At 69.0% G+C, this 23,247-nt stretch carries 19 protein-coding genes and 2 tRNA genes; 6 read left to right on the top strand and 15 right to left on the bottom strand.

What is annotated here, in order from left to right; translation table 11 throughout:
- Window positions 1-207 precede the first annotated feature (207 nt).
- A tRNA-Leu gene (locus tag VNF92_03170) sits at window positions 208-288 on the top strand.
- A 230-nt stretch (window positions 289-518) separates the two neighbouring features.
- Here the strand turns inward: VNF92_03170 and VNF92_03165 are convergent.
- A tRNA-Gly gene (locus tag VNF92_03165) sits at window positions 519-591 on the bottom strand.
- Window positions 592-635: 44 nt separating this feature from the next.
- Window positions 636-2,441: a hypothetical protein gene (locus VNF92_03160; GenBank protein HVA56863.1), complete on the bottom strand. Its 1,806-nt coding sequence runs from the start codon at window positions 2,439-2,441 to the stop codon at window positions 636-638.
- A gap of 78 nt (window positions 2,442-2,519) precedes the next feature.
- Here VNF92_03160 and VNF92_03155 point away from each other — a divergent pair, with 78 nt between their 5' ends.
- Window positions 2,520-4,187, top strand: a complete 1,668-nt coding sequence (locus VNF92_03155; protein HVA56862.1) for a hypothetical protein — start codon at window positions 2,520-2,522, stop codon at window positions 4,185-4,187.
- 4 nt (window positions 4,188-4,191) lie between these two features.
- Here VNF92_03155 and recN read toward each other — a convergent pair whose 3' ends face one another.
- The 8 genes from recN to rny are packed head-to-tail and all read right to left on the bottom strand — an operon-like array spanning window position 4,192 to window position 13,521.
- On the bottom strand, window positions 4,192-5,901 hold the full coding sequence (gene recN, locus VNF92_03150; GenBank protein HVA56861.1) for a DNA repair protein RecN: 1,710 nt from the start codon (window positions 5,899-5,901) through the stop codon (window positions 4,192-4,194).
- Complete coding sequence (locus VNF92_03145) at window positions 5,895-6,776, bottom strand: NAD(+)/NADH kinase (protein ID HVA56860.1); 882 nt, start codon at window positions 6,774-6,776, stop codon at window positions 5,895-5,897. The genes recN and VNF92_03145 overlap by 7 nt, the downstream gene beginning before the upstream one ends.
- A complete protein-coding gene (dxs, locus tag VNF92_03140) occupies window positions 6,773-8,671 on the bottom strand; it encodes a 1-deoxy-D-xylulose-5-phosphate synthase (GenBank protein ID HVA56859.1) in 1,899 nt (632 codons plus the stop codon). The genes VNF92_03145 and dxs overlap by 4 nt, the downstream gene beginning before the upstream one ends.
- Before the next feature lie 38 nt (window positions 8,672-8,709).
- The gene (locus VNF92_03135) at window positions 8,710-9,603 is read right to left on the bottom strand and encodes a farnesyl diphosphate synthase (protein ID HVA56858.1); all 894 of its coding nucleotides are present in this window, start codon (window positions 9,601-9,603) and stop codon (window positions 8,710-8,712) included.
- On the bottom strand, window positions 9,596-9,808 hold the full coding sequence (xseB, locus tag VNF92_03130; protein HVA56857.1) for an exodeoxyribonuclease VII small subunit: 213 nt from the start codon (window positions 9,806-9,808) through the stop codon (window positions 9,596-9,598). The genes VNF92_03135 and xseB overlap by 8 nt, the downstream gene beginning before the upstream one ends.
- Complete coding sequence (gene xseA / locus VNF92_03125) at window positions 9,805-11,046, bottom strand: exodeoxyribonuclease VII large subunit (protein HVA56856.1); 1,242 nt, start codon at window positions 11,044-11,046, stop codon at window positions 9,805-9,807. The genes xseB and xseA overlap by 4 nt, the downstream gene beginning before the upstream one ends.
- Entirely contained in the window at window positions 11,046-11,948 is a 903-nt protein-coding gene (folD, locus tag VNF92_03120) for a bifunctional methylenetetrahydrofolate dehydrogenase/methenyltetrahydrofolate cyclohydrolase FolD (protein HVA56855.1), read from the bottom strand. The genes xseA and folD overlap by 1 nt, the downstream gene beginning before the upstream one ends.
- A complete protein-coding gene (gene rny / locus VNF92_03115; GenBank protein HVA56854.1) occupies window positions 11,938-13,521 on the bottom strand; it encodes a ribonuclease Y in 1,584 nt (527 codons plus the stop codon). The genes folD and rny overlap by 11 nt, the downstream gene beginning before the upstream one ends.
- 285 nt (window positions 13,522-13,806) lie before the next feature.
- On the opposite strand from rny, the gene VNF92_03110 reads away from it, so the two are divergent.
- The 4 genes from VNF92_03110 to VNF92_03095 are packed head-to-tail and all read left to right on the top strand — an operon-like array spanning window position 13,807 to window position 18,711.
- Complete coding sequence (locus VNF92_03110; protein ID HVA56853.1) at window positions 13,807-15,585, top strand: FAD-dependent oxidoreductase; 1,779 nt, start codon at window positions 13,807-13,809, stop codon at window positions 15,583-15,585.
- Window positions 15,582-17,381 carry a 2-oxoacid:acceptor oxidoreductase subunit alpha gene (locus tag VNF92_03105; protein ID HVA56852.1) on the top strand — a complete coding sequence of 600 codons (1,800 nt, stop codon included), beginning with the start codon at window positions 15,582-15,584 and terminating at the stop codon, window positions 17,379-17,381. The genes VNF92_03110 and VNF92_03105 overlap by 4 nt, the downstream gene beginning before the upstream one ends.
- Window positions 17,378-18,433 carry a 2-oxoacid:ferredoxin oxidoreductase subunit beta gene (locus tag VNF92_03100; GenBank protein ID HVA56851.1) on the top strand — a complete coding sequence of 352 codons (1,056 nt, stop codon included), beginning with the start codon at window positions 17,378-17,380 and terminating at the stop codon, window positions 18,431-18,433. The genes VNF92_03105 and VNF92_03100 overlap by 4 nt, the downstream gene beginning before the upstream one ends.
- Window positions 18,434-18,438: 5 nt before the next feature.
- Window positions 18,439-18,711, top strand: coding sequence for a hypothetical protein (locus VNF92_03095; GenBank protein ID HVA56850.1), 273 nt, complete (start codon window positions 18,439-18,441; stop codon window positions 18,709-18,711).
- Between the two features lie 9 nt (window positions 18,712-18,720).
- Here the strand turns inward: VNF92_03095 and VNF92_03090 are convergent, their stop codons facing one another.
- Genes VNF92_03090 through pheS form a run of 5 tightly spaced genes read right to left on the bottom strand, consistent with a single transcriptional unit; the run spans window position 18,721 to window position 23,182 of the window.
- Window positions 18,721-19,170 (bottom strand): hypothetical protein, encoded by a 450-nt coding sequence (locus VNF92_03090; protein ID HVA56849.1) that lies wholly within the window; start codon window positions 19,168-19,170, stop codon window positions 18,721-18,723.
- Window positions 19,171-19,175: 5 nt separating this feature from the next.
- Complete coding sequence (locus VNF92_03085; protein HVA56848.1) at window positions 19,176-19,472, bottom strand: cell division protein ZapA; 297 nt, start codon at window positions 19,470-19,472, stop codon at window positions 19,176-19,178.
- Window positions 19,469-19,774, bottom strand: coding sequence for a hypothetical protein (locus tag VNF92_03080; protein HVA56847.1), 306 nt, complete (start codon window positions 19,772-19,774; stop codon window positions 19,469-19,471). Before VNF92_03080 ends, VNF92_03085 begins: the two co-directional genes overlap by 4 nt.
- Window positions 19,752-22,190: a phenylalanine--tRNA ligase subunit beta gene (gene pheT, locus VNF92_03075; protein ID HVA56846.1), complete on the bottom strand. Its 2,439-nt coding sequence runs from the start codon at window positions 22,188-22,190 to the stop codon at window positions 19,752-19,754. The genes VNF92_03080 and pheT overlap by 23 nt, the downstream gene beginning before the upstream one ends.
- The gene (pheS, locus tag VNF92_03070) at window positions 22,187-23,182 is read right to left on the bottom strand and encodes a phenylalanine--tRNA ligase subunit alpha (protein ID HVA56845.1); all 996 of its coding nucleotides are present in this window, start codon (window positions 23,180-23,182) and stop codon (window positions 22,187-22,189) included. Before pheS ends, pheT begins: the two co-directional genes overlap by 4 nt.
- Window positions 23,183-23,247: the final 65 nt, after the last annotated feature.

The raw sequence follows: 23,247 nt of genomic DNA, 5'->3' as shown, positions 1-23,247 counted from the left end.
GTATCGTTGCCATGACCGAAGGCGGACCGGCCCCGCTCTCGAGCGGCCGATTAGCAGGTTCGGGCATGGAGCCGAGTGTCGGATTGGGGCCAGGCAGGCACACCTTTGGCGAGGCCGCGCTCCACCTTCGGCCACTCAGGCTGGGGGGGGAGCGGTGCCGCCGGCAGAGCGTAGCGGATCGCCGAGGGAGGTGCTATCCTGACGGACGCGCCCGTGGCGAAATGGCAAACGCGGCGGACTTAAAATCCGCTCCCTGCGGGGATGCCGGTTCGATCCCGGCCGGGCGCATGGCACCCCAGAACGCCCAAGATTTCTGACAGGCCAGCGGCCGGCCGTCCAGCCGTCGGTTTTCCCCACTATATTCCCGTTCGGCCCAGGAAACTGCACGCTTCAGAGGGAGGAATCGCACCAGTGAGCGATTTTAAGTCCCTCGCGTCTACCAGTTTCGCCACCCCGGCGGGAGCGCGAAAAAAAGGAGCGGCCGCGGCCGCTCCTCATTCTACACCATCACGTATCAGAGCGGGAAACGGGACTCGAACCCGCGACCCCAACCTTGGCAAGGTTGTGCTCTACCAACTGAGCTATTCCCGCGTGCCCACCAATATAGCCCGCGCTCCCGCGGGCCGACAAGAACGTCAGCCGCGCTCCCCGAGCCCGTGCACGGCGTACCATAAGCTCCACGCGACGAGGCCCGAGAGCGAGGCATCGCCGCCGTTTCCGGTGGCCTTGCCCTCCCCATCCACGTACTGCGCGGCGAACCCTCCGTCGAGCGGCGCGCGCCGGAACCACTTCACTTGGGTCGACGACTCGGGGCCGATGAGCCGCGCGCAATGCTGCGCCAACTCGGCCGCCGGATGGGTGAGGGCTTTGGCGGTGCGCCGGTAGTTCGAGTCGTGGCGCTCCACGGTTTCGTAGAGGGGTAGCCAGAACGCCGACCCCACCGGATCGTCTTCCATGGACGCCGCACCGGCCATGTCGATGGACGACGCGAATACCTGCGCACCTTCACGCGATTCGAGAAAGTGGCGCAGTAGCGCCGCACGCACGGCCGCGGGATCCTGGACGTCGCGCGCCGTTTCCTCGTCGAGGGTCCGACGGAGCACGTCGAGCGCCATCGCCACGACGGCATTGCCGTGAAGCGTGAACGGGTGGGCCACCGGCGCCCCGGAGGGCCCGACCTCGGTGGTGTAGAGCGGCCACTCCGCGTCGCGGCGGTCGGTCAGCTCGTCGTGCGCCACGTACAGCGTGTCGCCCAACACGGGCTCGTCCACGATATGGTCATCACCGGTGTCACGGATGTAGCGCTCCACGGCCAGCGGGTAGCTCGCCGCCCCCTCCAGCGAGAACCCCGGTTCGAACAGGGTGCCGTCCAGATAGTGCACGCCGCGTCCCGGCGCGTAGCCATGGAGTTCACACGCCCGGAGGATCAACTCGCGAGCCAGGGGCGCGTCGGCCAGCTGCACTGCGCCCACCGTCCACATCAGCGCTTCCCAGTCGCGCACCGTCACGCCGGCACTGTGCCAGGGCGCCCGGGTGCGCATCAAGTAGTAATGGGCGTCATCGAGTGCCCGCCCCACGGCGTAGAAATACGCGAACAGCAGGTTCTGATTGATCAAACGATCGAGCGCGTCGTTTCCGGTGGTCTGTTCCAACGCCTGGATGGCATCGCGCGTGCCGGCGAGGAGCCCACGCCACCCGCGGCGGCGCAGCACCGCCACCGAGGCCTGCGCGCCGTCGCGCTCGGGACCGGCCGCCAGATAGAATGCCACCTGTTCGCGCGCTCCCGCCGGCAGGTCGAGATCACGGGCAATGGAATACCCGGGCGCCTCGCCACCGGTCACGGAAACCATCGCGTCCCCGTCAGCACCGAGGGCGAGCGCCACCAGCCCGGGTTCGCCGGTGCCGTCGAGCAGCACGAGGTCGCCGGCCACCGACGCCCGGTGCGCATCCGCGAACGGACGCGGCGTGCGCACCCGGAGTTGCCGGTGCCCAAGCGTGCCCTCGACGCCCACACGCACGCGGCACGCGGACCCGGACCGGTTCTCCACTGAGAGCGCGTACACGGCGCCGGCCATGTCGGCGTCGCGACCGAAGGGCGCGAACACCGTCCCGCGCAGCACCAGCGGTCCCACCGTGCACGTGAAGGTCGGAAGCCAGCCGAGGGCGCGCTCCCACGCCATGGGTGACGCCGCGAGGTCGTACGACGCGCCGTTCACGGCGATCGTGGGACGCAACAGCGCCGGGCCCTGGGCGTCCACGAACCCGGCGTGGCCGGCGAACTCGATCGCCGAGCGCGCGCCGCGATGAAGCACGCCCACGGCGTGCACGGCGCCATTGGCGGGATGAATGCAGGGCACCGCCAGCCAGTGATTGCCGGTGATCTGCCACGGCACGCGCGGGATGGGGAGGGGGACGGAGAGGGGGAGCGAAGGCAGGGGCACGGGATACAGGTTAACTTTGACGGGTTTCCCGATAGGATAATAAGCGCACGCCTTCACCCCAGCGACTCGCGTACCGCCATGATCCGGAAGCGCGCCGTTCGAACCCTGCTCGGAACTGCCCTGATTCCCCTGCTCGTCGCGGCCCTGCCGCGCGCAGCGCGCGCGCAGGCGGACCTCGGCCACCTCGACGACGCCACCGTCGCGCCGCGGGGCCGGTTCAGGGTGCAGATATCCTCGGCGTGGACGCGATTCGACTCCCGCTTCGCGCCCGCGGACAGCACGAAGCGAACCATTCCGCTGGGTGCGGAATACAGCTTCGATTCCCTCGGCGTGGTGCAACTGCCGGCGCTGGCCCCCACACAGAGCGCGATCTCGTCGCTCACCGGGTCGCCCTTCCACCTGACGCTGGGACACACGGCAGCAGCCGCCGACGCGCGCATTTCCGTCACGCCGATCAGCGTCGAATACGGCCTCACCCGCCGCCTCACGATTGGCGTGATGCTGCCGCTCGTGCGTACCCGTACGGTCATCAGCTTGCGAGTGAATCCATTAGGCACCGAAGGCAACGTCGGTGTGAATCCGGCCAAAGTGAATAGGAATGCGTTGGCCAGCGACAGCATGGTCGTTGCCCAGTTGGTCAATGCGGGGGCGACGTTGGCATCGACCCTCCAGGCGTGTCAGGCCAATGCAACCGCGAACGCCAACTGCCCGACCATCCTCCAGCGGCAGGGGGACGTGACCGCGCTGTTGCAGAGCACGTCGTCATTCGCGACGGCGTTCGGCGCGGTCTACGGCACCAATACACAGTCCTCGGGCGCGCCGGTGGTGCCGGTGGCCGGCAGCGCGGCCGACCAGCTCATTCGCACGCGCCTCACGTCATACGACTCGTCGTACCAGGCGTTTCTCAACAGTGGCGCCCTGATCACCGCCGCCCCGGCCGCGGCGGGGGGCGTGGTGGGCACGCAGGATCTGGGCACGCTGCTCCAGAATCCGGCGGTGGCGGGCTTCGACTCGCTCAAGAGCACCATGATGATCAGCACGGGCGACGTCGAACTGAGTGCGAAGCTGCAGCTGTTCGACGACTTCACCGATTCGGTGAAGGCGTCGCGTCCCGGGGCATTTCTCGCGCGGGCGACGTTCACCGGCACGTTGCGCCTGCCCACCGGGCAGCTGGCCACGCCCACCAATCCGCTGGTCATCGGCACCGGGCTGGGGACGATGGCCGCGGACGGCCGTCTCGCCTGGGACGTGCAGACCGGGGGGCGCGTCGGCCTCGCGGCGGCCGCCGAATACCTGCTGCCGTTTGGCAAGACCAAGTCCGGCGCCCTCCCGATCGGCGATGGCGCGCCGTTCCCGCCCTCCACGTCCGGCATCTACCCGTACACGCCGGGGGCGGTGGTGCGCGTGGAGGTGGCGCCGCGCTTCATGGTCGCGTCGCGCCTCGGCGTCAGTGCCTTATATGACTTCATGCATGTCGCCGCCAACACCTACGCATCGGCAGCCGCGGGGAATCTGGCAGGCGCCGTGGCCACGCTCGACGGCGTGACCAGTGCCGCTGGCACGCAGCAAGCCGCCGGGTTTGCGCTCACCTACTCCACGGTGCCCGAGTACGACCGCGGAAAGGTGACGTTCCCGGTGGACATCAGCTTCACGCACCTCGAAGCGCTGAGCGGCGCGGCCCGCATGGCCAAGTACTGGCGCGACCAGATCTCGGTGCGGTTCTACTTCCGCCGCGGCGCGCTATAGCGGGTCACGAGCCGCGTCGGGTCCTCGGCGGCTTGCCGCGGGAGGCCGCGGCGGCCGATGCCGTCTCGAGGAGTTCGGCCGCATGGGCCCGACTCAGCGCGCTCTCCGGATCGCCACCGAGCATCCGGGCGATCTCGGCCACGCGGGCATCGCCCTGGAGCACGGTCACGTCGGCGGTGGTGACGCCGCCCGCGGCATCCTTGCTCACGCGAATGTGGTGGTGCGCCCGCGCCGCGATCTGCGGCAGGTGGGTGATGGCGAAGACCTGATGGCTCGCGGCGACGCCACGCATGGTATCGCCCACTTGAAGCCCCACGCGGCCGCCGATGCCGGCGTCGACCTCGTCGAACACCAGCGTCGGCACGTGGTCCAACCGCGCGAGGATGGTCTTGAGGGCCAGCATCACCCGGCTCAGTTCGCCGCCCGACGCCACGCGGGCCAGCGGACGCGCGTCGTGCCCCACGTTGAGCGATACGCGGAACTCCACATCCTCCGCCCCCTCGGCGCCGATCCGGGCGCGCGGCACCAGCGCCACCTCGAGGTGTCCGTCCGGCATGCCGAGATCGGGCAGCACCTCGTCCACCGCCCGGGCGAGGCGGGCCGCCGCCGCGAAGCGTTTGCGCGTGAGCGCCCCCGCTCCGTGGTCGAGCGCCTTGAGAGCCGCGGCCTCGCGGTCGCGCAGCGACTTGAGATCAAGCTCCGAGGAATCGATGAGGTCGAGTTCGCGCCGCGCCTCGTGCCCCTGGTGCACCACATCACCGAGCGTGGGCCCGTACTTCTTGATCAGGCCGTACAGCACCTCGCGCCGCTGTCGCACCTGGGCGAGGCGCTGCGGATCCAGCTCCACGTCGTTCTCGTAGCGGTCGAGTTCGCGGGCCACCGCGTCCAAGGCGTAATAGGCCGCGTCGTACGATTCCTGCAGCCGGCCGGTGGTGGGGTCCAGCCGCTGCAGCTGGTGCAGCAACCGTTCGAGCGTGCCCAGCTGCGGGAGGATGCCCTGCTCCTCTTCGTTGAGCGCGGCGAGCGCGCCGCCCGCGAGCCCCCGGAGTTCGTCGGCGTTCTCGAGGCGGTTGGCCTCCTCCTCCAGCCGCGCATCTTCCCCCTCGACCAACTTGGCGTCTTCGATCTCGCGGGCCACGTGGCGCAGGTAGTCGGCGCGGCGCTGCGCCTCGCGGGTGCGCGTCTGGAGGTCGGCGATCTCGCGCTGCGCGACGCTCAGCGCCGCGAACGCCTCGGCAACGGCCGCCGCGTCGGACGCGGCGTCGCCGAACGCGTCGAGAATGGCGCGCTGCGATCCCTCGTCGAGCAGCGACTGGGCCTCATGCTGTCCGTGCAGGTTCACGAGCATCCGCCCGACCTCGGAGAGCAGCGTGGCGGTGACCGAGGACCCGTTCACCCAAGCGCGGGCCCGGCCCGCGGCCACCTCGCGCTTGAGCACGACCAGCGCGTCGTCCACCTCGATGCCGTGCGCGTCGAGCAATGGACGCAGGTCGGGACGGTCACCGATGTCGAACACGCCTTCCACCGTCGCTCGGTCCTGGCCGGTGCGGATCACATCGGCGCTGGCCCGTTCGCCGAGCAGCAGCCCGAGCGCGCCGACGATGATCGATTTGCCGGCGCCGGTCTCGCCTGAGAGCACGTTGAATCCCGGAGCCAACGGCAGCGACAACGAATCGATGATGGCGAAGTTACGGATGCGAAGTTCGATCAGCATGCCGGCGGTTGGTCGCGCTGCGGGAGCCCGCCCCACCCCAACTTCTGCCGCAGCGTGTTGAAGAAGCTGCCGCCCGGAAAGCGCACGATGCCGATGCCGTGCGCGGCGCGCTGTACGGTGAGCGTCTCGCCGATGGCGAACGTGGTGCCCGGCTGGCCGTCCACCGTGACCAGCAATTCTTCGGGCCCGCCTTCCGATTGCACGCTCACCACCCAGTCGGCGGGCAGGACGAGCGGCCGGATGGCCAGCGCGTGCGCCGACACGGGCGTCACGAGCAGCGTCTCGAGCGTGGGGAAGAGGATCGGCCCGCCGGCGGACAGAGAATACGCCGTGGAGCCGGTCGGCGTGCAGATCACGACGCCGTCGGCGGCATAGCTGGCGATGGTCTGCTCATTGGCGGCCACGCGCAGCGTCACGACGCGGGCGAACCCGCCCTTGTGCAGCACCACGTCGTTGAGGGCGAACCAGTCCTGCCGCGGCGCGCCCGACGGGTCGAGCACGAAGGCATGGAGCGCGATCCGCGTTTCGACGGTGTAGTCGCCGTGCGCGAAGCGGGTGAGGGCCGATTCGAACTGGTCGGCGGGCGTGCCGGTGAGGAAGCCCAGCCGCCCCAGGTTCACGCCGAGGATGGGCACCTGGTTGGCCTGGAGCAAGCGCGCGCCGCGCAGCAGCGTGCCGTCCCCCCCCAGGGTGAGCAGCGCATCGAGCGCCGCCGGATCGTCGAGCAGCGCGCCGGGCGCACCCTCCTCGAGCAGATCCAATTCGGCGAACAGCTCCAGGCCCAGCCGCGGCGCGATCTGCCCCAGCGAGCGCAACAGTTCCCCGAGGCCGGCATCGACGTAGCCCCGATGCCCGATCACGCCCAGGCGCGTCACCCGGCCATCGCCTCGCTCCGGTGCAGCGCACGCACGCGATCGGCGATTCCTTCGGGAGTGAGCCCGCACAGGGCGAGCTGACGGTTCCGCGGGGCCGCGTAGATGATCCGATCCGGCACGCCCAGCGTTTCGACGCGGACTGCGGGGTCATGTCGCGCGATGACCGCGCTCATGTACGCGCCGAATCCGTTCACCACCGTGCCCTCCTCCACCACCAGCACGTGTCGGTGCTCGGTGAGCACGGCGGTGAGCGTCGTCTCGTCGTACGGTTTGAGATAGCGGCAATTGACCACGGTGACGTTCAGCCCCTCGGCGGCGAGCGCATCGGCGGCGGCGAGGGAAGCACCGACCATCGTCCCCACGGCGAGGATGGCCACTTCGGCGCCGCGGCGCGCCACGTCCCACGTGCCGTACGGCACCGGCTCGATGGCCGCCATCTCGGGCGTGTCGTCGGGAACGGTGGCCCGCGGGTACCGCAGGCAGAACGGGCCGGCGTCGTGGCCGATGCCGGCCCGCAGCAGCCCGAGCATCTCGCGCCCGTCGCGCGGCGCGGTCACGGTCATGTTGGGCACGGCGAGCATATATGCGATATCATATAGCCCCATGTGGGTCTCGCCGTCCTCGCCCACCAGGCCCGCCCGGTCCATGCAGAACACCACGGGCAGCGACTGGATGGCCACGTCGTGGATGATGTTGTCGTAGCCGCGCTGCAGGAAGGTGGAGTAGATGGCCACCACCGGCTTGAGCCCGCGGGTGGCCAATCCGGCGGCGAACGTCACGGCGTGCCCTTCGGCGATCCCGACGTCGAAGAACCGATCGGGCACCGCCTGGGCGACGACCGATGTCCCGGTGCCACTCGGCATCGCCGCCGTGATCGTCACGACGCGTGGATCTTCCTGGGCGAGCGCGGCCAAGCCCCTGCCGAACACGGCCGTGTACGCCGGATTTCCCGTGGACGCCTGGCGCGCCTTGCCGGTGGATGGATCGTACCCCGGCGGCAACGCGTGCCACTTCTCGCCCGCCGAATGTTCGCCCGCCGGGAATCCCTTGCCCTTCTGCGTGATCACGTGGACCAGCCGCGGGCCACTCATGTTCCGCACGGCGGTGAAGGTATCGAGCATCGCGCCGATGTCGTGGCCGTCGATGGGGCCGAAGTAGCGGAATCCGAGTTCCTCGAACAGCACGCCGGGGGTCAGGAACGTCTTGACGCTCTCCTCCCACCGCTTCACCCAGCCCGACACGCCCGCTAGCCGCCTGGGCGCCTTGTCCATGATGTCGCCAAGCGCCGAACGGAGCCGGTTGTACAGCGGGTTGCGCTGCACCGAGTTCAGGTACTTCGACATCGCGCCCACGTTGGGGGCGATGGACATCTCGTTGTCGTTGAGCACCACCACGATGTCGCGGTCCGAGTGGCCGGCGTTGTTCAGCCCCTCGTATGCCAGACCGCTGCTGAATGCGCCGTCGCCGAGCACGGCGGCCACTTTGTACGTCTCGCCGCGGATGTCCCGGCCAGCCGCGATGCCGAGGGCCGCCGAGATCGAGGTGGCGGCATGCCCCGCCCCGAACGCATCGTACTCGCTCTCGTTGCGCTTGAGGAACCCGGAAATGCCGCCTTCCTTGCGCAGCGTCTCCATCCGGTCGTTGCGCCCGGTGAGCAGCTTGTGCGGATACCCCTGGTGGCCGACGTCCCACACGAGCTGGTCGCGCGGCGTGTCGAACGCGGCGTGCAGGGCGATGGTCAGTTCCACCACGCCCAACCCGGCGCCGATGTGTCCGCCGGTTCGAGAACACACGTCGACGAGCCGCGCGCGCATCTCGTCGGCGAGGGTGCTCAGTTGGGCACGGCTCAGCAGCCGGAGGTCGGCCGGGGAATTGATGCCGTCTAGGATGCTCATGGGAGGCGAAGTCCGGATTCGGCCATCGTACAAAGGTACTACGATCGGCGGGAGATGATGAATCGCGCCAGTCGCTCGAGGCCGGGGCTCAGCAGCCCAGCCTCGGCCAGCGCGCCGCACCCCTCGGCCACCAGCGCGTCGGCCTTGGCCACGGCGCCTTCGACGCCCAGCAGCGCCGGATAGGTGGTCTTTCCATACGCCACGTCCTTGCCCGCGGTCTTGCCAAGTTCGTCGGTCGTGGCCGTGACGTCGAGGACGTCGTCGGCGATCTGGAACGCCAGGCCCACGCTTGCCCCAAATCGGTCGAGCGCAGCCATGCGCTCGGCGCTCGCGCCCGCCGACAGCCCGCCCAGCGTGACCGCCGCCCCGATGAGCGCGCCCGTCTTGGCGCGATGGATGCGCTCCAATTCGGCAAGCGAGTTCCGGCGCTCCTCCCCTTCGAGGTCGAGCAGCTGCCCGCCCACCATGCCCCCGGCACCCGAGGCACGCATGAGTTCTTCCACGATGTGGGTGGTCACCATCGGAGCGAGCCCCATGGTCCGTGCCGCCCGAGCCGCCGCGCGCGCCGCCAGCGGCACCATCGCCACGCCGGCCGCCGTGGCCACCGCCACGCCGAATACCCGGTGCACGGTGGGGCGCCCCCGGCGCATGTCGTCGTCGTCCATGCACGGAAGGTCGTCGTGCACGAGCGAGTAGGCGTGCACCACCTCGATGGCGGCGGCCAGATCCGCGGCGTCCTGGGCGCCGCCGGCGGCACGGTACGCGGCCAGAAAGAGCACCGCGCGCAGCCGCTTGCCGCCGCCTTCGAGACTGTAACGAATGGCCTTGCCCACGGGGCCCGGCAGCGCCGCCGTTTCGCGCGCGGCGAGCGCCGAGAGCGCCGCGTCGACGGCCGCCCGGTCGGGCCCGAAGTCGAACGCCGGATCACTCACGCAGGTCGGTCACTTCGAAGGTGCCGTCGTCTCGTTCGACAAGCCGGCGCACCTGCGCTTCGGACTTGCCCAGCTCGGTCGTGGCGTCGCGCAGGCACGCAATTCCTTCCTCGAACAGCGTGAGAGCGCGTGCCAGGTCGAGGGTGTCGCCCTCCAGCTCGGCCACGATCTCCTCCAGCCGTTGCAACCGCGCTTCGAAGCTCATGCCTTCTCCTGGATGCCGGTGGTGCGCGCGCGGATATCGCCGTCGCGGAGCGTGAGGCGGAAGGCCGTGTCCGGCGTGAATTGCGTGACCGAGGCCAGCACATGGCCTTCATCGTCGCGCGCCACGGCGTATCCCCGTTCGAGGGTGGCCAGCGGACTCAACGCATCGAGGCGGCCGGCCAGCGCACCCAGCCGCGCCCGGCGCCGTTCCACGCCACGCTGGGCAAGCCCGGCCAGCGCGCGGCCGGCGCGGTGCAGCCGCATGCCCGCAACCTCGACGCGCGACGCGACCGCGCGTCGCAGCCGCACGCCGAGCGCCCGCACTTCGGTGGCCAGCTCGCTCACGGCGCGGACCGCGGCTTCGGCGGCCGCCGATGGCGTCGGCGCGCGGAGATCGGCCACGAGGTCGCAGATCGTGACGTCCACTTCGTGGCCGACGGCCGAGATCGTGGGGATCGGACAGGCGGCGAGGGCCCGGGCCACGAGTTCGTCGTTGAACGCCCACAGGTCTTCGCGCGCGCCGCCGCCGCGGCCGATGATGAGGAGGTCGGCGTCGTGCCAGCGGGCCAGCCGGTCGAGCGCCGCGACCAACTCGCGGGGCGCCGCCTCGCCCTGTACGGCGGCCGGAATGACCACCACCTCGACGCCAGGCGCGCGGCGCCGGATCACGGCGGTGATGTCGTGCAGCGCCGCGCCCGTCGGGCTCGTGATCACGGCGATCCGGCGGGGGTACTTCGGGATCGGCCGCTTGCGCTCCGGGGCCAGCAACCCGTCGGACTCGAGGCGCGCGCGCGTCTGCTCGAACGCCTTGCGCCAGAGCCCATCGCCCACCGCTTCGATACGCCGGATGGTGAACTGCATTTCGCCGCGCGCGGCGTACACCGTGAGTTGGCCAAGTGCCGAGACCTGCATGCCATCGTCGGGCGACGCGGGAATGCCGCGCTGGTCACGTGACCAGACGACGCAGCGGATCTGAGCCGACTCGTCGCGCAGTGTGAAGTACCAGTGGCCGTTGCGATGAGCCTTGAAATCGCTCACCTCGCCGCGTACCCACAAGGGAGAGAACGCGCCCTCGATCACCGCCTTGGCCGTCTGGGTGAGCGACGTGACCGCCACGGCCGTGTCGGCGCTCTCCCCAGGGCCGGCGGCCGCTGGGATCATCCCGGCGGCCTCGCTCACCGCCGGGAACAACTCAAAGCCGCCCTGCTCCGCCCCGCGGGGCTCGCGGCGCCGCGGCATCAGTTCAGCGCGCGGAAGGCGGCGCGGACGGTGTTCTGCATCAGCATCGCGATCGTCATCGGCCCAACCCCCCCCGGCACCGGCGTGATGAGCGAGGCGACCTGTCGCACGCCTTCGAAGTCCACGTCGCCCACGAGGCGGTAGCCTTTGGGGGCGCTCGCGTCGGCCACGCGATTCACGCCCACGTCGATCACCACCGCACCCGGCTTCACCATGTCGGCGGTGACCAGGCGGGCGCGTCCCACGGCCGCGATCACGATGTCGGCGCGGCGAACGTGTCCCGCCAGGTCGCGCGTGCGCGAGTGGCAGATGGTGACGGTGGCGTCGGCGTCGGCGCCCGCCTGGACGAGCAGCGACGCCATCGGCTTGCCCACGATGTTGCTCCGCCCGATCACGACGACGTCGGCGCCGCGCGTCTCCACGCCGTATGCGCGCAGAATGGCCATCACGCCGGCCGGCGTGCAGGGCGCGAACCCTTCCTTGGACCCGGCCAGCAGCAACCCGACGTTGACCGGATGGAATCCATCGACGTCCTTTTCGGGATCGATGCGGCGGATCACGGCGTCGGCGTCGATGTGTTTGGGCAGGGGCATCTGCACGAGGATGCCGTGCACCGACCGGTCGGCATTGAGCGTGTCGACCAACGCCAGCAGTTCGGGCTCGGCGGTGGACGCCGGGAGAATGATGGTGTCGGACCGGATGCCGACCTCATCGCACGCCCGGCCCTTGGTGCGCACGTACACGGCGCTCGCCGGGTCGTCGCCCACGAGTACCACGGTGAGCCCCGGTGTCGTGCCCTGGGCGGCGAGCGACGCGGCCTCTTCGGCTACCCGCGCGCGAATCTTCTTGGCGAGCGCGACGCCGTCGATCAGACCGCCGCGCCCCTCGGTATTATCTGGCAAAGTCCACAGCCCTCGTTTCGCGAATGAGCATCACCTTGATCTGTCCCGGATACTGCAACTCGGCCTCGATCCGCCGGGCGATCTCCTCCGACAACGTGGTCATGCGCGGATCGTCCACTTCCTCGGGCACGACGATGACGCGCACCTCGCGCCCCGCCTGGATGGCGAATACGCGCTCCACGCCCTTGTAGCTCGACGCGATGCGTTCCAGCCCCTCGAGGCGCTTGACGTAGGTCTCGAACGCTTCGCGCCGGGCGCCGGGACGCGATCCCGAGATCGCGTCGGCCGCCTGAACAAGCACGGAGATCTCACTCTCGTGCGGCACGTCGTCGTGATGCGCGGCGATGCAATTCACCACGAGCGGGTGCTCGCCGTACTTGGTGGCAACCTCCACGCCCAACTGCACGTGCGTGCCCTCGTGCTCGTGCGTGAGCACCTTGCCCACGTCATGGAGCAGTGCGCCACGCTTGGCCATGGCCACGTCGAGCCCCAGTTCCGCGGCCATGATGCCGGCCAGCCACGCCACTTCTTTGGAGTGCTGGAGGATGTTCTGCCCGTAGCTGGTACGCCACCGCATGCGCCCCACGAGCTTGATCAGTTCGGGATGGAGGCCGTGCACGCCCGCCTCGTACGCCCCTTCTTCACCGATCTCCACGATTTGCGTGTCCACTTCCCGGCGCGACTTCTCCACCACTTCCTCGATGCGCCCCGGATGGATGCGGCCGTCGGACACGAGCTTCTCGAGCGCCAGGCGCGCCACTTCGCGACGGATGGGATCGAAGCACGACACGACCACCGAATCCGGCGTGTCATCGATGATCACATCCACGCCCGTGGCCAATTCGAAGGCGCGAATGTTCCGGCCCTCGCGGCCGATGATGCGTCCTTTCATCTCGTCGTTCGGCAGCGACACCGCCGACACGGTGCTCTCCGCGGTGTGTTCGGCGGCGATGCGCTGGATGGCGAGGGCCACGATCTTCTTGGCTTCCCGGTCGGCGTTGCGGCGCGCCGTCTCGCGGATCTCGCGAATCCGATTGGCGGCGTCGGCCTGAGCCTCCTCTTCCATGCGGCGGATCAACTCGGCCTTGGCGTCCAGCGCCGAAAGGCCGGCCAGCTGTTCCAGACGGCGGCGCTCCTCGACAATGAGCTTCTCCAACTCACCTTCGCGCTGAGCGACGTTCTTCTCGCGACGGCCGAAATCGCTCTGCCGGCGGCCGAGATCCTTCTCGCGCTGATCGAACGCGTCGAGTTTGCGGTCGAGCAGCGACTCGCGCTCCTCGAGGCGGCGCTCCTCGCGCTCGACCTCCTCGCGGCGGCCGCGCGCGTCCTGCTCGAACGTCTCGCGTAGCTTGATCAGCTCTTCCTTGCCGGCTACGACGGCGCTCTTGCGCAGGTTCTCCGCTTCGCGCTCGGCATCCTCCACGACGCGCTTGGCCAACTGCTGGGCGGTGGCTTCGGCTTCGACCTGGCGCCGTTGCTCGGCGGACCGCCCCAGGCGGCGACCGAAAATGAAAAACGCCGGCGACGCCACGACTACGGCGCCCAGCGCGGCGATGATCGCGATGACGTTCATCTGGGATCTATGCTCCACCGCGGCCAGGAAACCGCGGAATCGGGGGGAGAACCAGCGCCCGCCGAGCGCGCTCCCAGCTCACGTTCCGGCCCCACACCGGCGAAGGGTGTGAAGCGGGCGGAGCTAACTTGCGAGTGCGCTTGCACCTACGGGCGAAGAGGGTACTCGCATCTAACCTACGGGCGCCGAGGAAAAAAGGCAATCCGATTCGTAACGGATCACGCTTGCAATCCCACATTCTTCCCGCGAAACTCCACCCAACCTGCCCAACGAGGCGAGTGCGGAATGGATCCGACCGATGTTGCGAGCCCGCGGTACTACCATAAGGTCGTCGACTGTCAGTGGGCCTGCCCGGCCCACACAAACGTTCCTGAATACATCCGGTTGATCGCCCAGGGCCGTTACACCGATTCGTACATGCTCAATCGCATGTCGAACGTGTTCCCCGGCATTCTTGGCCGCACCTGCGATCGCCCCTGCGAACCGGCCTGTCGGCGCGAGCGCGTGGACGGCAAGCCGGTGGCGATCTGCCGTCTGAAACGCGTTGCCGCCGATCTGCGCGACGACATTCACGACCGCCTGCCGGCGGTCCCGGCGGAGAAGAACGGCAAGCGCATCGCGTTCGTCGGGGCCGGACCGGCGTCGCTCACCGTGGCCAACGACCTCATGCCGCTCGGCTATGAGTGCGTGATCTACGAACGACTCACGCAGGCCGGCGGGTTGATGCGCTACAACATTCCCGCGTTCCGCCTTCCCGTGCGGGTGCTCGACGAGGAAGTGGACAACATCCTCGACATGGGAGTGGACATCCGCTACGAGACGCCGGTGTCGAGCCTCAAGGCGTTGCTGGCCGAAGGCTACGACGCGGTGTTCGTGGGCAGCGGCGCGCCCAAGGGCAAGGAACTCGATATTCCGGGCCGCTGGGACACCGACCAGGTGCACATCGGCATCGAGTGGCTGGGCTCGGTGCATTTCGGCCACATCGAGAAGATCGAGCCGCGAGTGTTGATCATCGGCGTGGGCAACACGGCTATGGACTGCTGCCGCACGTCCAAGCGACTGGGTGGCACCGACGTCAAGGTGATCGCGCGCCGCTCGCGCCCCTACTTCAAGGCATCGGCATGGGAGCTGGAGGACGCCGAGGAAGAAGGCGTGGAGATCCTCGAGAACCATGCGCCCAGGCGGTTCGTGATCGAGCAGGGCAAGCTCGTGGGCATGGAGTTCGAACGTCTCGAGTGGTCGGAGCAGGATGGCCGCCAGAAGAGCCGCGTGTTGGACACGGTGGTCATTCCCTGCGACACCGTCATTCTCGCCATCGGCCAGGACAACGCGTTCCCCTGGATCGAGCGCGACATCGGACTCGCGTTCGATCCCAAGTGGGACATGCCGGTGGTGGACCGGCAAACGTTCCAGAGTACCCGGGCCGGCGTGTTCTTCGGCGGCGACGCGGCGTGGGGCCCGGAGAACATCATCTGGGCGGTGGAGCACGGCCACCAGGCGGCGATCTCCATCCACCAGCACTGCCAGGGCGCTCCGGTAACGGAGCGCCCGGCCGACGGGATGAATCTGGTGAGCGCCAAGATGGGCATGCACGCCTGGAGCTACCACAACGACTACAATCCATCGCCGCGGGCGCAGATGCAGCACGAAGCGCTGGTCAAGCGGTTCGCCGACGTGGCGGTGGAGGTGGAGCTGGGATTCACCCCGGAGCAGACGGCGCACGAGGTGCAGCGTTGCCTGAACTGCGACGTCGAGACGGCGTTCACGGCCAACCTGTGCATCGAGTGCGACGCGTGCGTGGACGTCTGTCCCGTGAACTGCCTCACGATCGCCCGCGACGGCAGCGGAGAGGCCGACCTCCGCACCCGTCTCTCCGCACCAGCGCTCAATCCGGACCAGGCGCTGTACGTATCGGGGGCGCTGCCCCAGACCGGCCGGCTGATGGTGAAGGACGAGGACGTCTGCCTGCACTGCGGGCTGTGCGCCGAACGGTGTCCCACCGCGGCGTGGGACATGCAGAAGTTCGATCTGATCAGGGCCTATGCGGGCGGGAGTGCGGCATGAGCGGGGTCAACGATTTCGCGTTCAAGATCGCCACGGTCAATGGCACCGGCTCGGCCAGCGCCAACGGGCTGCTGATGCAGGCGATCTTCCGCATGGGCATCCCGGTGACGGGCAAGAACATCTTCCCGTCGAACATCCAGGGGCTGCCCACCTGGTACGAGATCCGGGTGAGCAAGGACGGATACACGGCGCGGCCCGAGGCGATCGATCTCGTGGTGGCGCTCAACACCTCGACGTACGCCCAGGACGTGGGCGCGGTGCGGCCCGGAGGCTACGTCGCGTACGATTCCACCTGGCCGTTGGATGAATCGCTCGTCCGCGAGGACCTGACGTACCTGGGCGTGCCGTTCGGCCAGATGTGCGTGGAGGCGTTCGAAGGCGATCGCAACCGCACGCTGCTGCGCAACATCGTCTACGCCGGCACCCTGGCGGCGCTGCTCGACATCGACATGGACCTCGTGGGCGAGATGCTGCGCGAGAAGTTCTCCAAGAAGCGGTCGCTGCTCGACGCCAACTTCCGCGCCATGGCGCTGGGCCATGAGTATGCGCTCAAGACCTTCAAGTGCCCGCTGCCCATGCACCTCGAGCGCATGAACGCCACGGCCGGCTCGATCGTCATCGACGGGAATACGGCGGCGGCGCTCGGCTGCGTGTACGCCGGCGCCACGGTGGGCGCCTGGTATCCGATCACGCCATCCACGTCGCTCATGGAGGCGTTCAAGGGATTCTGCGAGAAGTACCGCAAAGACCCAGTGACCGGCGAACGGAAGTACGCCATGATCCAGGCCGAGGACGAACTGGCAGCGGCCGGGATGGTGATCGGCGCCGGCTGGGCCGGCGCGCGGTCGTTCACCTCGACCGCCGGCCCCGGCATCTCGCTGATGGAGGAGTTCATCGGCCTCGCTTACTACGGCGAGGTTCCAGGAGTATTCTTTGATGTCCAGCGTACGGGGCCGTCCACCGGGATGCCCACGCGCACCCAGCAGGGCGACCTGATGGCGGTGGCCTACGCGTCGCACGGCGACACCAAGCACATCGCGCTCTATCCGTCTGACCCGGCCGAGTGCTTCACCATGGCCCGGGACGCGTTCGACCTGGCCGAGCGGTTCCAGACGCCGGTGTTCGTGATGTCGGACCTCGACATCGGCATGAACGACTGGATGGTGCCGCGCCTCACCTGGGACGACACCTACCGGCCCGACCGCGGCAAGGTGCTGACGGCCGACCAACTGGCCATGATCAAGAAGTTCTGGCGCTACCAGGACGTGGACGGCGACGGCATTGCCGCCCGTACGCTCCCCGGCGTGAACGCCAAGGGCGCCTACTTCACCCGCGGCTCGGGCCACGACCAGAACGCGGCCTACACCGAGGACGCCGATGCCTATCAGCAAGTGGTGGACCGGATCGCCCGCAAGATCAACGGCGCCGCCCGGTCCGTGCCGGCACCCGAATTCCACCGTCAGGAGGGCGCCGCCGTCGGTATCGTCTCCATCGGCGGCTGTCACTCCGCGGTGCTCGAGGCCGTGGACCGGCTCCGGGCCCAGGGCGTGCCGGTGAACTACATGCGCGTGCGCGGGTTCCCGTTCGACACGCCAGTCGTCGATTTTCTCAACGAGCACGAAATCGTGTTCGTGGTGGAGCAGAACCGCGACGCCCAGTTGCGCGCCATGCTCGCGATCGAGACCGGCGTGCCTCGCGACCACATGACCCCCATTCTCGACTACGGCGGACTGCCCCTCACCGCGCAGCGCGTGGTGGGCGCCGTGACCGCGCACCTCCAGGGAGCGGCTGTATGACGTCCATCGCCAAACCACCGGTCACCCACCCGTCGCTGCCCAAGAACGCGCTGGGCCTTACCCGGCGCGATTACGAAGGCACGATGTCCACCCTGTGCGCCGGGTGCGGCCACGACTCGATCACCGCCGCCATCATCCAGGCGTTCTGGGAACTCGACGTGCCGCCGCACCGCGCCGCCAAGATGAGCGGCATCGGGTGCTCGTCCAAGACCACGGCGTACTTCATGCGCCAGTCGCACGGGTTCAACGGCGTGCACGGCCGCATGCCCGCGCTCACTACGGGCGCCAACGCGGCCAACGGCACCCTGACCTATATCGGCATCTCCGGCGACGGCGACTCGCTGTCCATTGGGCTCGGCCAGTTCTGCCACGCCATCCGCCGCAACGTGAACATGCTGTATGTGCTCGAGAACAACGGAGTATACGGGCTCACCAAAGGGCAGTTCTCGGCGTCGGCAGACGTCGGCTCCACGTCCAAGAAGGGCGAGGCGAACGAGCTACCACCCATCGATCCCGTACTGCTCGCCCTGAGCCTGGGCGCGACGTTCGTGGCCCGCGGCTTCTCGGGCGACAAGGAACACCTGGTGCCGATGCTCAAGGCCGGGCTCACGCACAATGGGTTCGGGTTCATCGACGTCATCTCGCCATGCGTCAGCTTCAACGACCACGTCGGGTCCACCAAGAGCTACCGATACACCCGGGAGCACTACGAGGAGTTGGCGCCCGTGGACTTCGTCCCCATGCGCAAGGAGATCAAGGCGCCGGAGGGAGCCGGGCAGGCCATGTCAGTGACGATGCACGACGGCAGCGTGGTGCGCTTCCGCAAGACCGGCGAGAACTACGACCCGACGAACCGCGACGGCGCCTACGAACACGTACGGGAGCATCAGCGCCGCGGCGAGGTCGTGACCGGGCTCCTGTACATCGACGAGAGAAGCCAGGACATGCACGCCGTGAACCACACCGTCGCCCAGCCACTGGTGGATCTTCCGTACGCCGAGTTGTGCCCGGGCAACGCGGCGTTGCAGACGCTGATGGACGACTACCGGTAGGATCCGTGCGCCGGCTGGCCACGCCCCGCGCGCGTCGGTGCGCCGCGCGCGCGCATTCGGGGCTGGTCAGGCTCGTGGCCACGGTCGTGGCCAGGCGCGTCGTGCCAGCCATGGAGCACGTGCTCCGGTTCCGGCAGGTGTTCGACGCTTCGGGGCAACACATGCTCCAACAGCGCACCCGTCTGGTCGGAGGCAGCGGGCAACGCCCGTTTGGCGCCGCCGCGACGGCCAAGGATTTCGACGGAAACACCGGCGCGAACCATACGAGTTTGGCTTGAGTCGCGAGATCACCCGCCCGGCCGCAGCCGGATCGGCACCCCGTGTCGCTGCAGCAGATCGAGCCCCGTCTGGAGCACGTACCGGATCGGGCTCGCTTCGTTGGCGTCGGCGTCGAACACCCAGAACGGCGCCTCGTCGCCATAGGCCGGATAGAACCGGGCGTGCGCATCCGCCTGGTCCAACGGCACGCGCGCCAGCGGCATCTCGGCCGACATCGGCATGGCCACGTACAGCGACACGCTCAGGTAGGGACGATACGTCAGGTCGCGCGTGCGATCGGTCATCGGCTCGCGCGCGGCGTCCAGCAAAGTCGCGACGTCGGTGCTGTCGGTGAGCGCGATGCGGGCCACCAGTCGGTCGCCGGAAAAGATCGCCACACGATACTTGGGCGGCGCGCCACGCCCCGCCCCGAGCGTGGCAAGAAGGACGACCGCCGGCCCCAAGAAGCGGCGCACCACGCGCATCACATTCCCCGCTTGGCGGGCGGCAGCCACCGCCGCACGTCGGCGCTCAGCGCGTTCATCGAGGCCGCCATTGCTTCGCCGCCCTCGCGCGCCTCGAACAACTCGTTCGTGATCTGCAGGGCGGCCAGGATCGCCGCCCGCTGCGCGTCCAGCCCCTTGCCGCCGTGCATGACCGCGCGAATGGCGTCGTCCAGATACTTGGCAATGGCTTTGGTCTGCTCCGGCGGCACGTCGCTGCGAATCGTGTACTCCTCGCCGAGGATGAAGACCTTCACCGACTGTTTGGCTCCGCTCATCGCGTCCCCCGGGTCTGCGCCTGCTGCCGCAAGAAGTGCACGCGGTCGAGCATCACCTTCGACCGCTCCTTGGCCTTCTCCAGCCGGTCGCGCAGCTTGGCGTTCTCGCGCTCCACTTTCGCAATCTTCTCGGCGAGCTTGGGTCGCACCGGGCCGTCCCCGCCGGCCGACTCCAACTCCTTGAGCCGCGCCTCCGCCAGCAGCGCGCGGCGCCGCATGGACGCCAGTTCATCGCCCAGATTGCGCACCAGCGGTTCGAGCTCGCCGAGGGCGGCGACCTCAGGACGTTCGCGGTCGGACATGCAGCTCCTGGTCGAGTACGCTGAGGATCTTGGCCCGGCGACCCTCGATTTCCTTATCGCGTAGAGTGCGCTCCGGATGCCGGAACGTCAACCGCCAGGCCAGGCTGCGCGTGCCATCGGGGATCCCCTTGCCGGTGTACTCGTCGAACAGCCGGAGTTGTTCGAGGAGGTCGCCAGCGGTGGCGCGGATACTACCCTCGACCTGGGCCGCGGTCACGGCCTCTGGCACCACGAGGGCCAGGTCGAACTCCGCGGCCGGTGTGGTGGGCACTGGCCGGTACGCCGGCCAGTGGCGCAACGGCTGCCCCGGCCCGGAACCGTGCGCGTTGTGCCCCGGGGCCGCCACCGGAGCGTTGGCCATCTCGGCCAACTCCACTTCCACCCCGAACGCGGGGGCCGCCCAGACCGGTGCGTCGAGCGGCACGTGCCGCACGCCCCCGATGTCACGTCCGTCCGCGAGCACGCGCCAGAGCCAGCCGTCGCCGGCTGCCTCGAGTTCTACCGCGGCCGCGGGATGGGCCGAGCGCGCCATGCGTTCCGCGATCGCCCTGGCGTCCCATTCGTCGAATCGCTCCCCTTTGGCCGACGCGAAGTGCTCGGGATGCCGGTCGCCCATCACCAGCGCCCCCACACGTACCATTTCGGAGGGCATCGCCGAGGCCCGGGGCATGAACACCGAGCCGATCTCGAACAGCCGCACCGTGCCCTGCATCTGCGCCAGATTGTCCTCGGCGCGGCGGGCAAGCGAGTCGAGGATGTCGCGCCGCAGGTACGGCTCATCGTCAGCCAGCGGGTTGGCGACGCGGACGTAGCCAATGCCGCCGTCGTCCCCGCGGGTGAACGGCATCGGACGGGCTTCGAGCAGGCCGAGCGATACCATTGCTTCGCGCACCCGCGCCGCCTGCACCCAGATCGGATCGTCCGGCGAGTTCCCGGGCCGGAAGGGGCGGATCTCGGTGGGGAACCAGTCGTAGCCGCGAAGCCGCGCGATTTCCTCGATCACATCGATCTCGCCCACGATGTCGGCGCGCCACGAAGGCGCCACCACGCGCAGCTCGCCATCGCCTTCCTCGGTGTCCACCGTGAACCCGATGGCGGACAGGCGCGCGGCCGCATCCGCGCTCGGCACGGACGCCCCGAGCACGGTGGCCACGCGGGCCGAGCGCACAGTGACGGCGCGCGGCATGGGCACCGATGCCAGAAGGTCCACCGGGGCCCCCGCCACGGTGCCGCCCGCCACCGCAACGATGAGCTGGGCCAGTCGCGCCAGGGCCAGGGGAGGCAGCGCGAAATCCACCCCGCGCTCGAACCGATAGCTGGCGTCGGTACTGAGCCCGAGGCGCTTGCGCGCCGCCCGCGTGTGCGCGGGGTCGAACACCGCGACCTCGAGGAACAGGTCGGTGGTGGCGTCGGTGACCTCACTGTCCCGTCCGCCCATCACGCCGGCCACGGCGTGGGCCCGTTGCGCGTCGGCGATCACCGTCACCGATTCGTCGAGCACGCGCTCCACGCCGTCGAGCGTGACGATCTTCTCGCCGCGGCGGGCGGCGCGCACCTGCACCATGTGCCCGCCGAGGGTGGTGAGGTCGAACGCGTGCGTCGGCTGGCCGATCTCATGGAGGATGTAGTTGCTGGCGTCCACCACGTTGTTGATGGAGCGGCTGCCAACGCTCTCCAGGCGCCGGACCAGCCATTCCGGACTCGGCCCCACCTTCACGCCGCGAATCACCAATCCCATATAGCGCGGGGCCAGCGCGTGGTCCACGCGGACGGTGACGCCGGCCGTGGCCCCCTCGCGGGCCACGCGAGGCGGTTCCTCCCACACCGGCGGCTCACCGGCGATCGCCGGCAGCGCCAGCGGCTTGCCGGTGGCCGCGCCCACTTCGCGGGCCACCCCGAGATGCGACAGCAGGTCCGGCCGGTTGGGGAGCACGTCGATCACAAGCTGCGTGTCGCCGATCGCCACTGCCTGGAGCAGAGGCGTGCCGGGGGGCACGTCCACGTGAAGCTCCAGGATGCCCTCGTGGTCGTCGCCCAGCTTGAGCTCGCGCGCCGAGCAGAGCATGCCGTTGGACGTCTGGCCGCGGATCTTGCGCTTCTCGAGTTTGACCCCTGTGGGGATGGTCGTGCCGGTGCGCGCGAACGGGTACAGCTTGCCGGCCGTGACGTTGGCAGCGCCGCACACGACGTCGAGCAATTCGCCGCTGCCGTCGTCCACCTTGGTCACGTGCAGGTGGTCGGAGTCGGGGTGCGGCGCCTCCTCGACCACGCGCGCCACGACGATGTCGGCGAGGTCCTGCCGCAGAAGCACCAACTCGTCCACCGTCGCGGCGTGCGCGGTGATCAGATCCCGCAACTGGGCCGGCGTCTGCTCGAAGGGGACGAACGCGCGCAGCCACTCGTACGAGACGTTCATTCGGCGATCTGCTCCAGAAAGCGGACGTCGGAATCGTAGAACACCCGAATGTCGCCCACGCCGTAGCGCTGCTGCGCGATGCGGGCCGGTCCCATGCCGAACGCCCATCCGGTGTACTTCTCGCTGTCGAGGCCCGCGGCGTCGAGCACTGCGGGATGCACCATTCCCGATCCGAGGATCTCCATCCAGCCGGTGCCCTTGCACGCCGCGCAGCCGGCGCCCCGGCACAGCCGACACTCGATGTCCATCTCGGCCGATGGTTCGGTGAACGGGAAGAAGCTGGGGCGGAACCGCGCCCGCGCCGACCCGAAGAACCGCTGGGCGAAGTGCCCGAGTGTCGCTTTGAGATCGACGAAGCTGATGCCCTCGTCCACGCACAGCCCTTCGATCTGCGCGAACATCGGGGCGTGCGAGGCATCGAAGAAGTCACGGCGATACACGTTGCCGGGGGCGAGGATGCGAATGGGCGGCGGGTAGCGCTGCAGCGTGCGCACCTGTACGGGCGAGGTGTGCGTACGCAGCAACACCTCGTCCTGCACGTACAGCGTATCGTGCATATCCATGGCCGGATGGTTGGCCGGAAAGTTCAGCGCCGTGAAGTTGTACCACTCGCTTTCGGCTTCGGGGCCGAGGGCGATGGTGAAGCCCAGTTCGCGGAAGATGGCGGCGATCTCTTCGATGACGAGCGTGACGGGGTGCTTGGCGCCGCGCCACTGCTGGCGAGCGGGCATGGTGAGGTCGTGCGGCGGGCGGTAGCCACCCGCCGCGCGGCCCAACTCGGTGCGTCGCTCGTCGAGCGCCTGCTCGAGCTGCCGCTTCGCGGCGTTGAACAGCTTACCGGCCTCTGGTTTCTCGACCGCGGAGAGGGCACCGAGCGCCCGCTGGAATTCGAGGATCTCGCCTCGCCGGTCGCCCAGGAACTGGACCCGCGCCTGTTCGAGCGCATCGAGGCCCGGGGCGTCACCGATCGCGGCCAGGCCGGCGGACGCCATCTGGCCGATCTGGTCGGCGTAGTCGCGGAGGGTAGGATGTTCGGGGAGACGCATGTGAAGTCGAG

Source organism: Gemmatimonadaceae bacterium, from assembly GCA_035533015.1.
Classification (GTDB): domain Bacteria; phylum Gemmatimonadota; class Gemmatimonadetes; order Gemmatimonadales; family Gemmatimonadaceae; genus JAGWRI01.
The sequence above is the reverse complement of the archived record's forward strand: the minus strand, read 5'-3'. Positions and strand labels throughout refer to the sequence as shown.

What these genes read in the sequence shown, in the direction of transcription:
- VNF92_03155 (HVA56862.1), top strand. Translation starts at nt 2,520, where the DNA reads ATGATCCGGAAGCGCGCCGTTCGAACCCTGCTCGGAACTGCCCTGATT.
- recN (HVA56861.1), bottom strand. Translation starts at nt 5,901, where the DNA reads ATGCTGATCGAACTTCGCATCCGTAACTTCGCCATCATCGATTCGTTG.
- dxs (HVA56859.1), bottom strand. Translation starts at nt 8,671, where the DNA reads ATGAGCATCCTAGACGGCATCAATTCCCCGGCCGACCTCCGGCTGCTG.
- xseB (HVA56857.1), bottom strand. Translation starts at nt 9,808, where the DNA reads ATGAGCTTCGAAGCGCGGTTGCAACGGCTGGAGGAGATCGTGGCCGAG.
- xseA (HVA56856.1), bottom strand. Translation starts at nt 11,046, where the DNA reads ATGCCGCGGCGCCGCGAGCCCCGCGGGGCGGAGCAGGGCGGCTTTGAG.
- rny (HVA56854.1), bottom strand. Translation starts at nt 13,521, where the DNA reads ATGAACGTCATCGCGATCATCGCCGCGCTGGGCGCCGTAGTCGTGGCG.
- VNF92_03110 (HVA56853.1), top strand. Translation starts at nt 13,807, where the DNA reads ATGGATCCGACCGATGTTGCGAGCCCGCGGTACTACCATAAGGTCGTC.
- VNF92_03105 (HVA56852.1), top strand. Translation starts at nt 15,582, where the DNA reads ATGAGCGGGGTCAACGATTTCGCGTTCAAGATCGCCACGGTCAATGGC.
- VNF92_03100 (HVA56851.1), top strand. Translation starts at nt 17,378, where the DNA reads ATGACGTCCATCGCCAAACCACCGGTCACCCACCCGTCGCTGCCCAAG.
- VNF92_03085 (HVA56848.1), bottom strand. Translation starts at nt 19,472, where the DNA reads ATGAGCGGAGCCAAACAGTCGGTGAAGGTCTTCATCCTCGGCGAGGAG.
- VNF92_03080 (HVA56847.1), bottom strand. Translation starts at nt 19,774, where the DNA reads ATGTCCGACCGCGAACGTCCTGAGGTCGCCGCCCTCGGCGAGCTCGAA.
- pheT (HVA56846.1), bottom strand. Translation starts at nt 22,190, where the DNA reads ATGAACGTCTCGTACGAGTGGCTGCGCGCGTTCGTCCCCTTCGAGCAG.
- pheS (HVA56845.1), bottom strand. Translation starts at nt 23,182, where the DNA reads ATGGCGTCCGCCGGCCTGGCCGCGATCGGTGACGCCCCGGGCCTCGAT.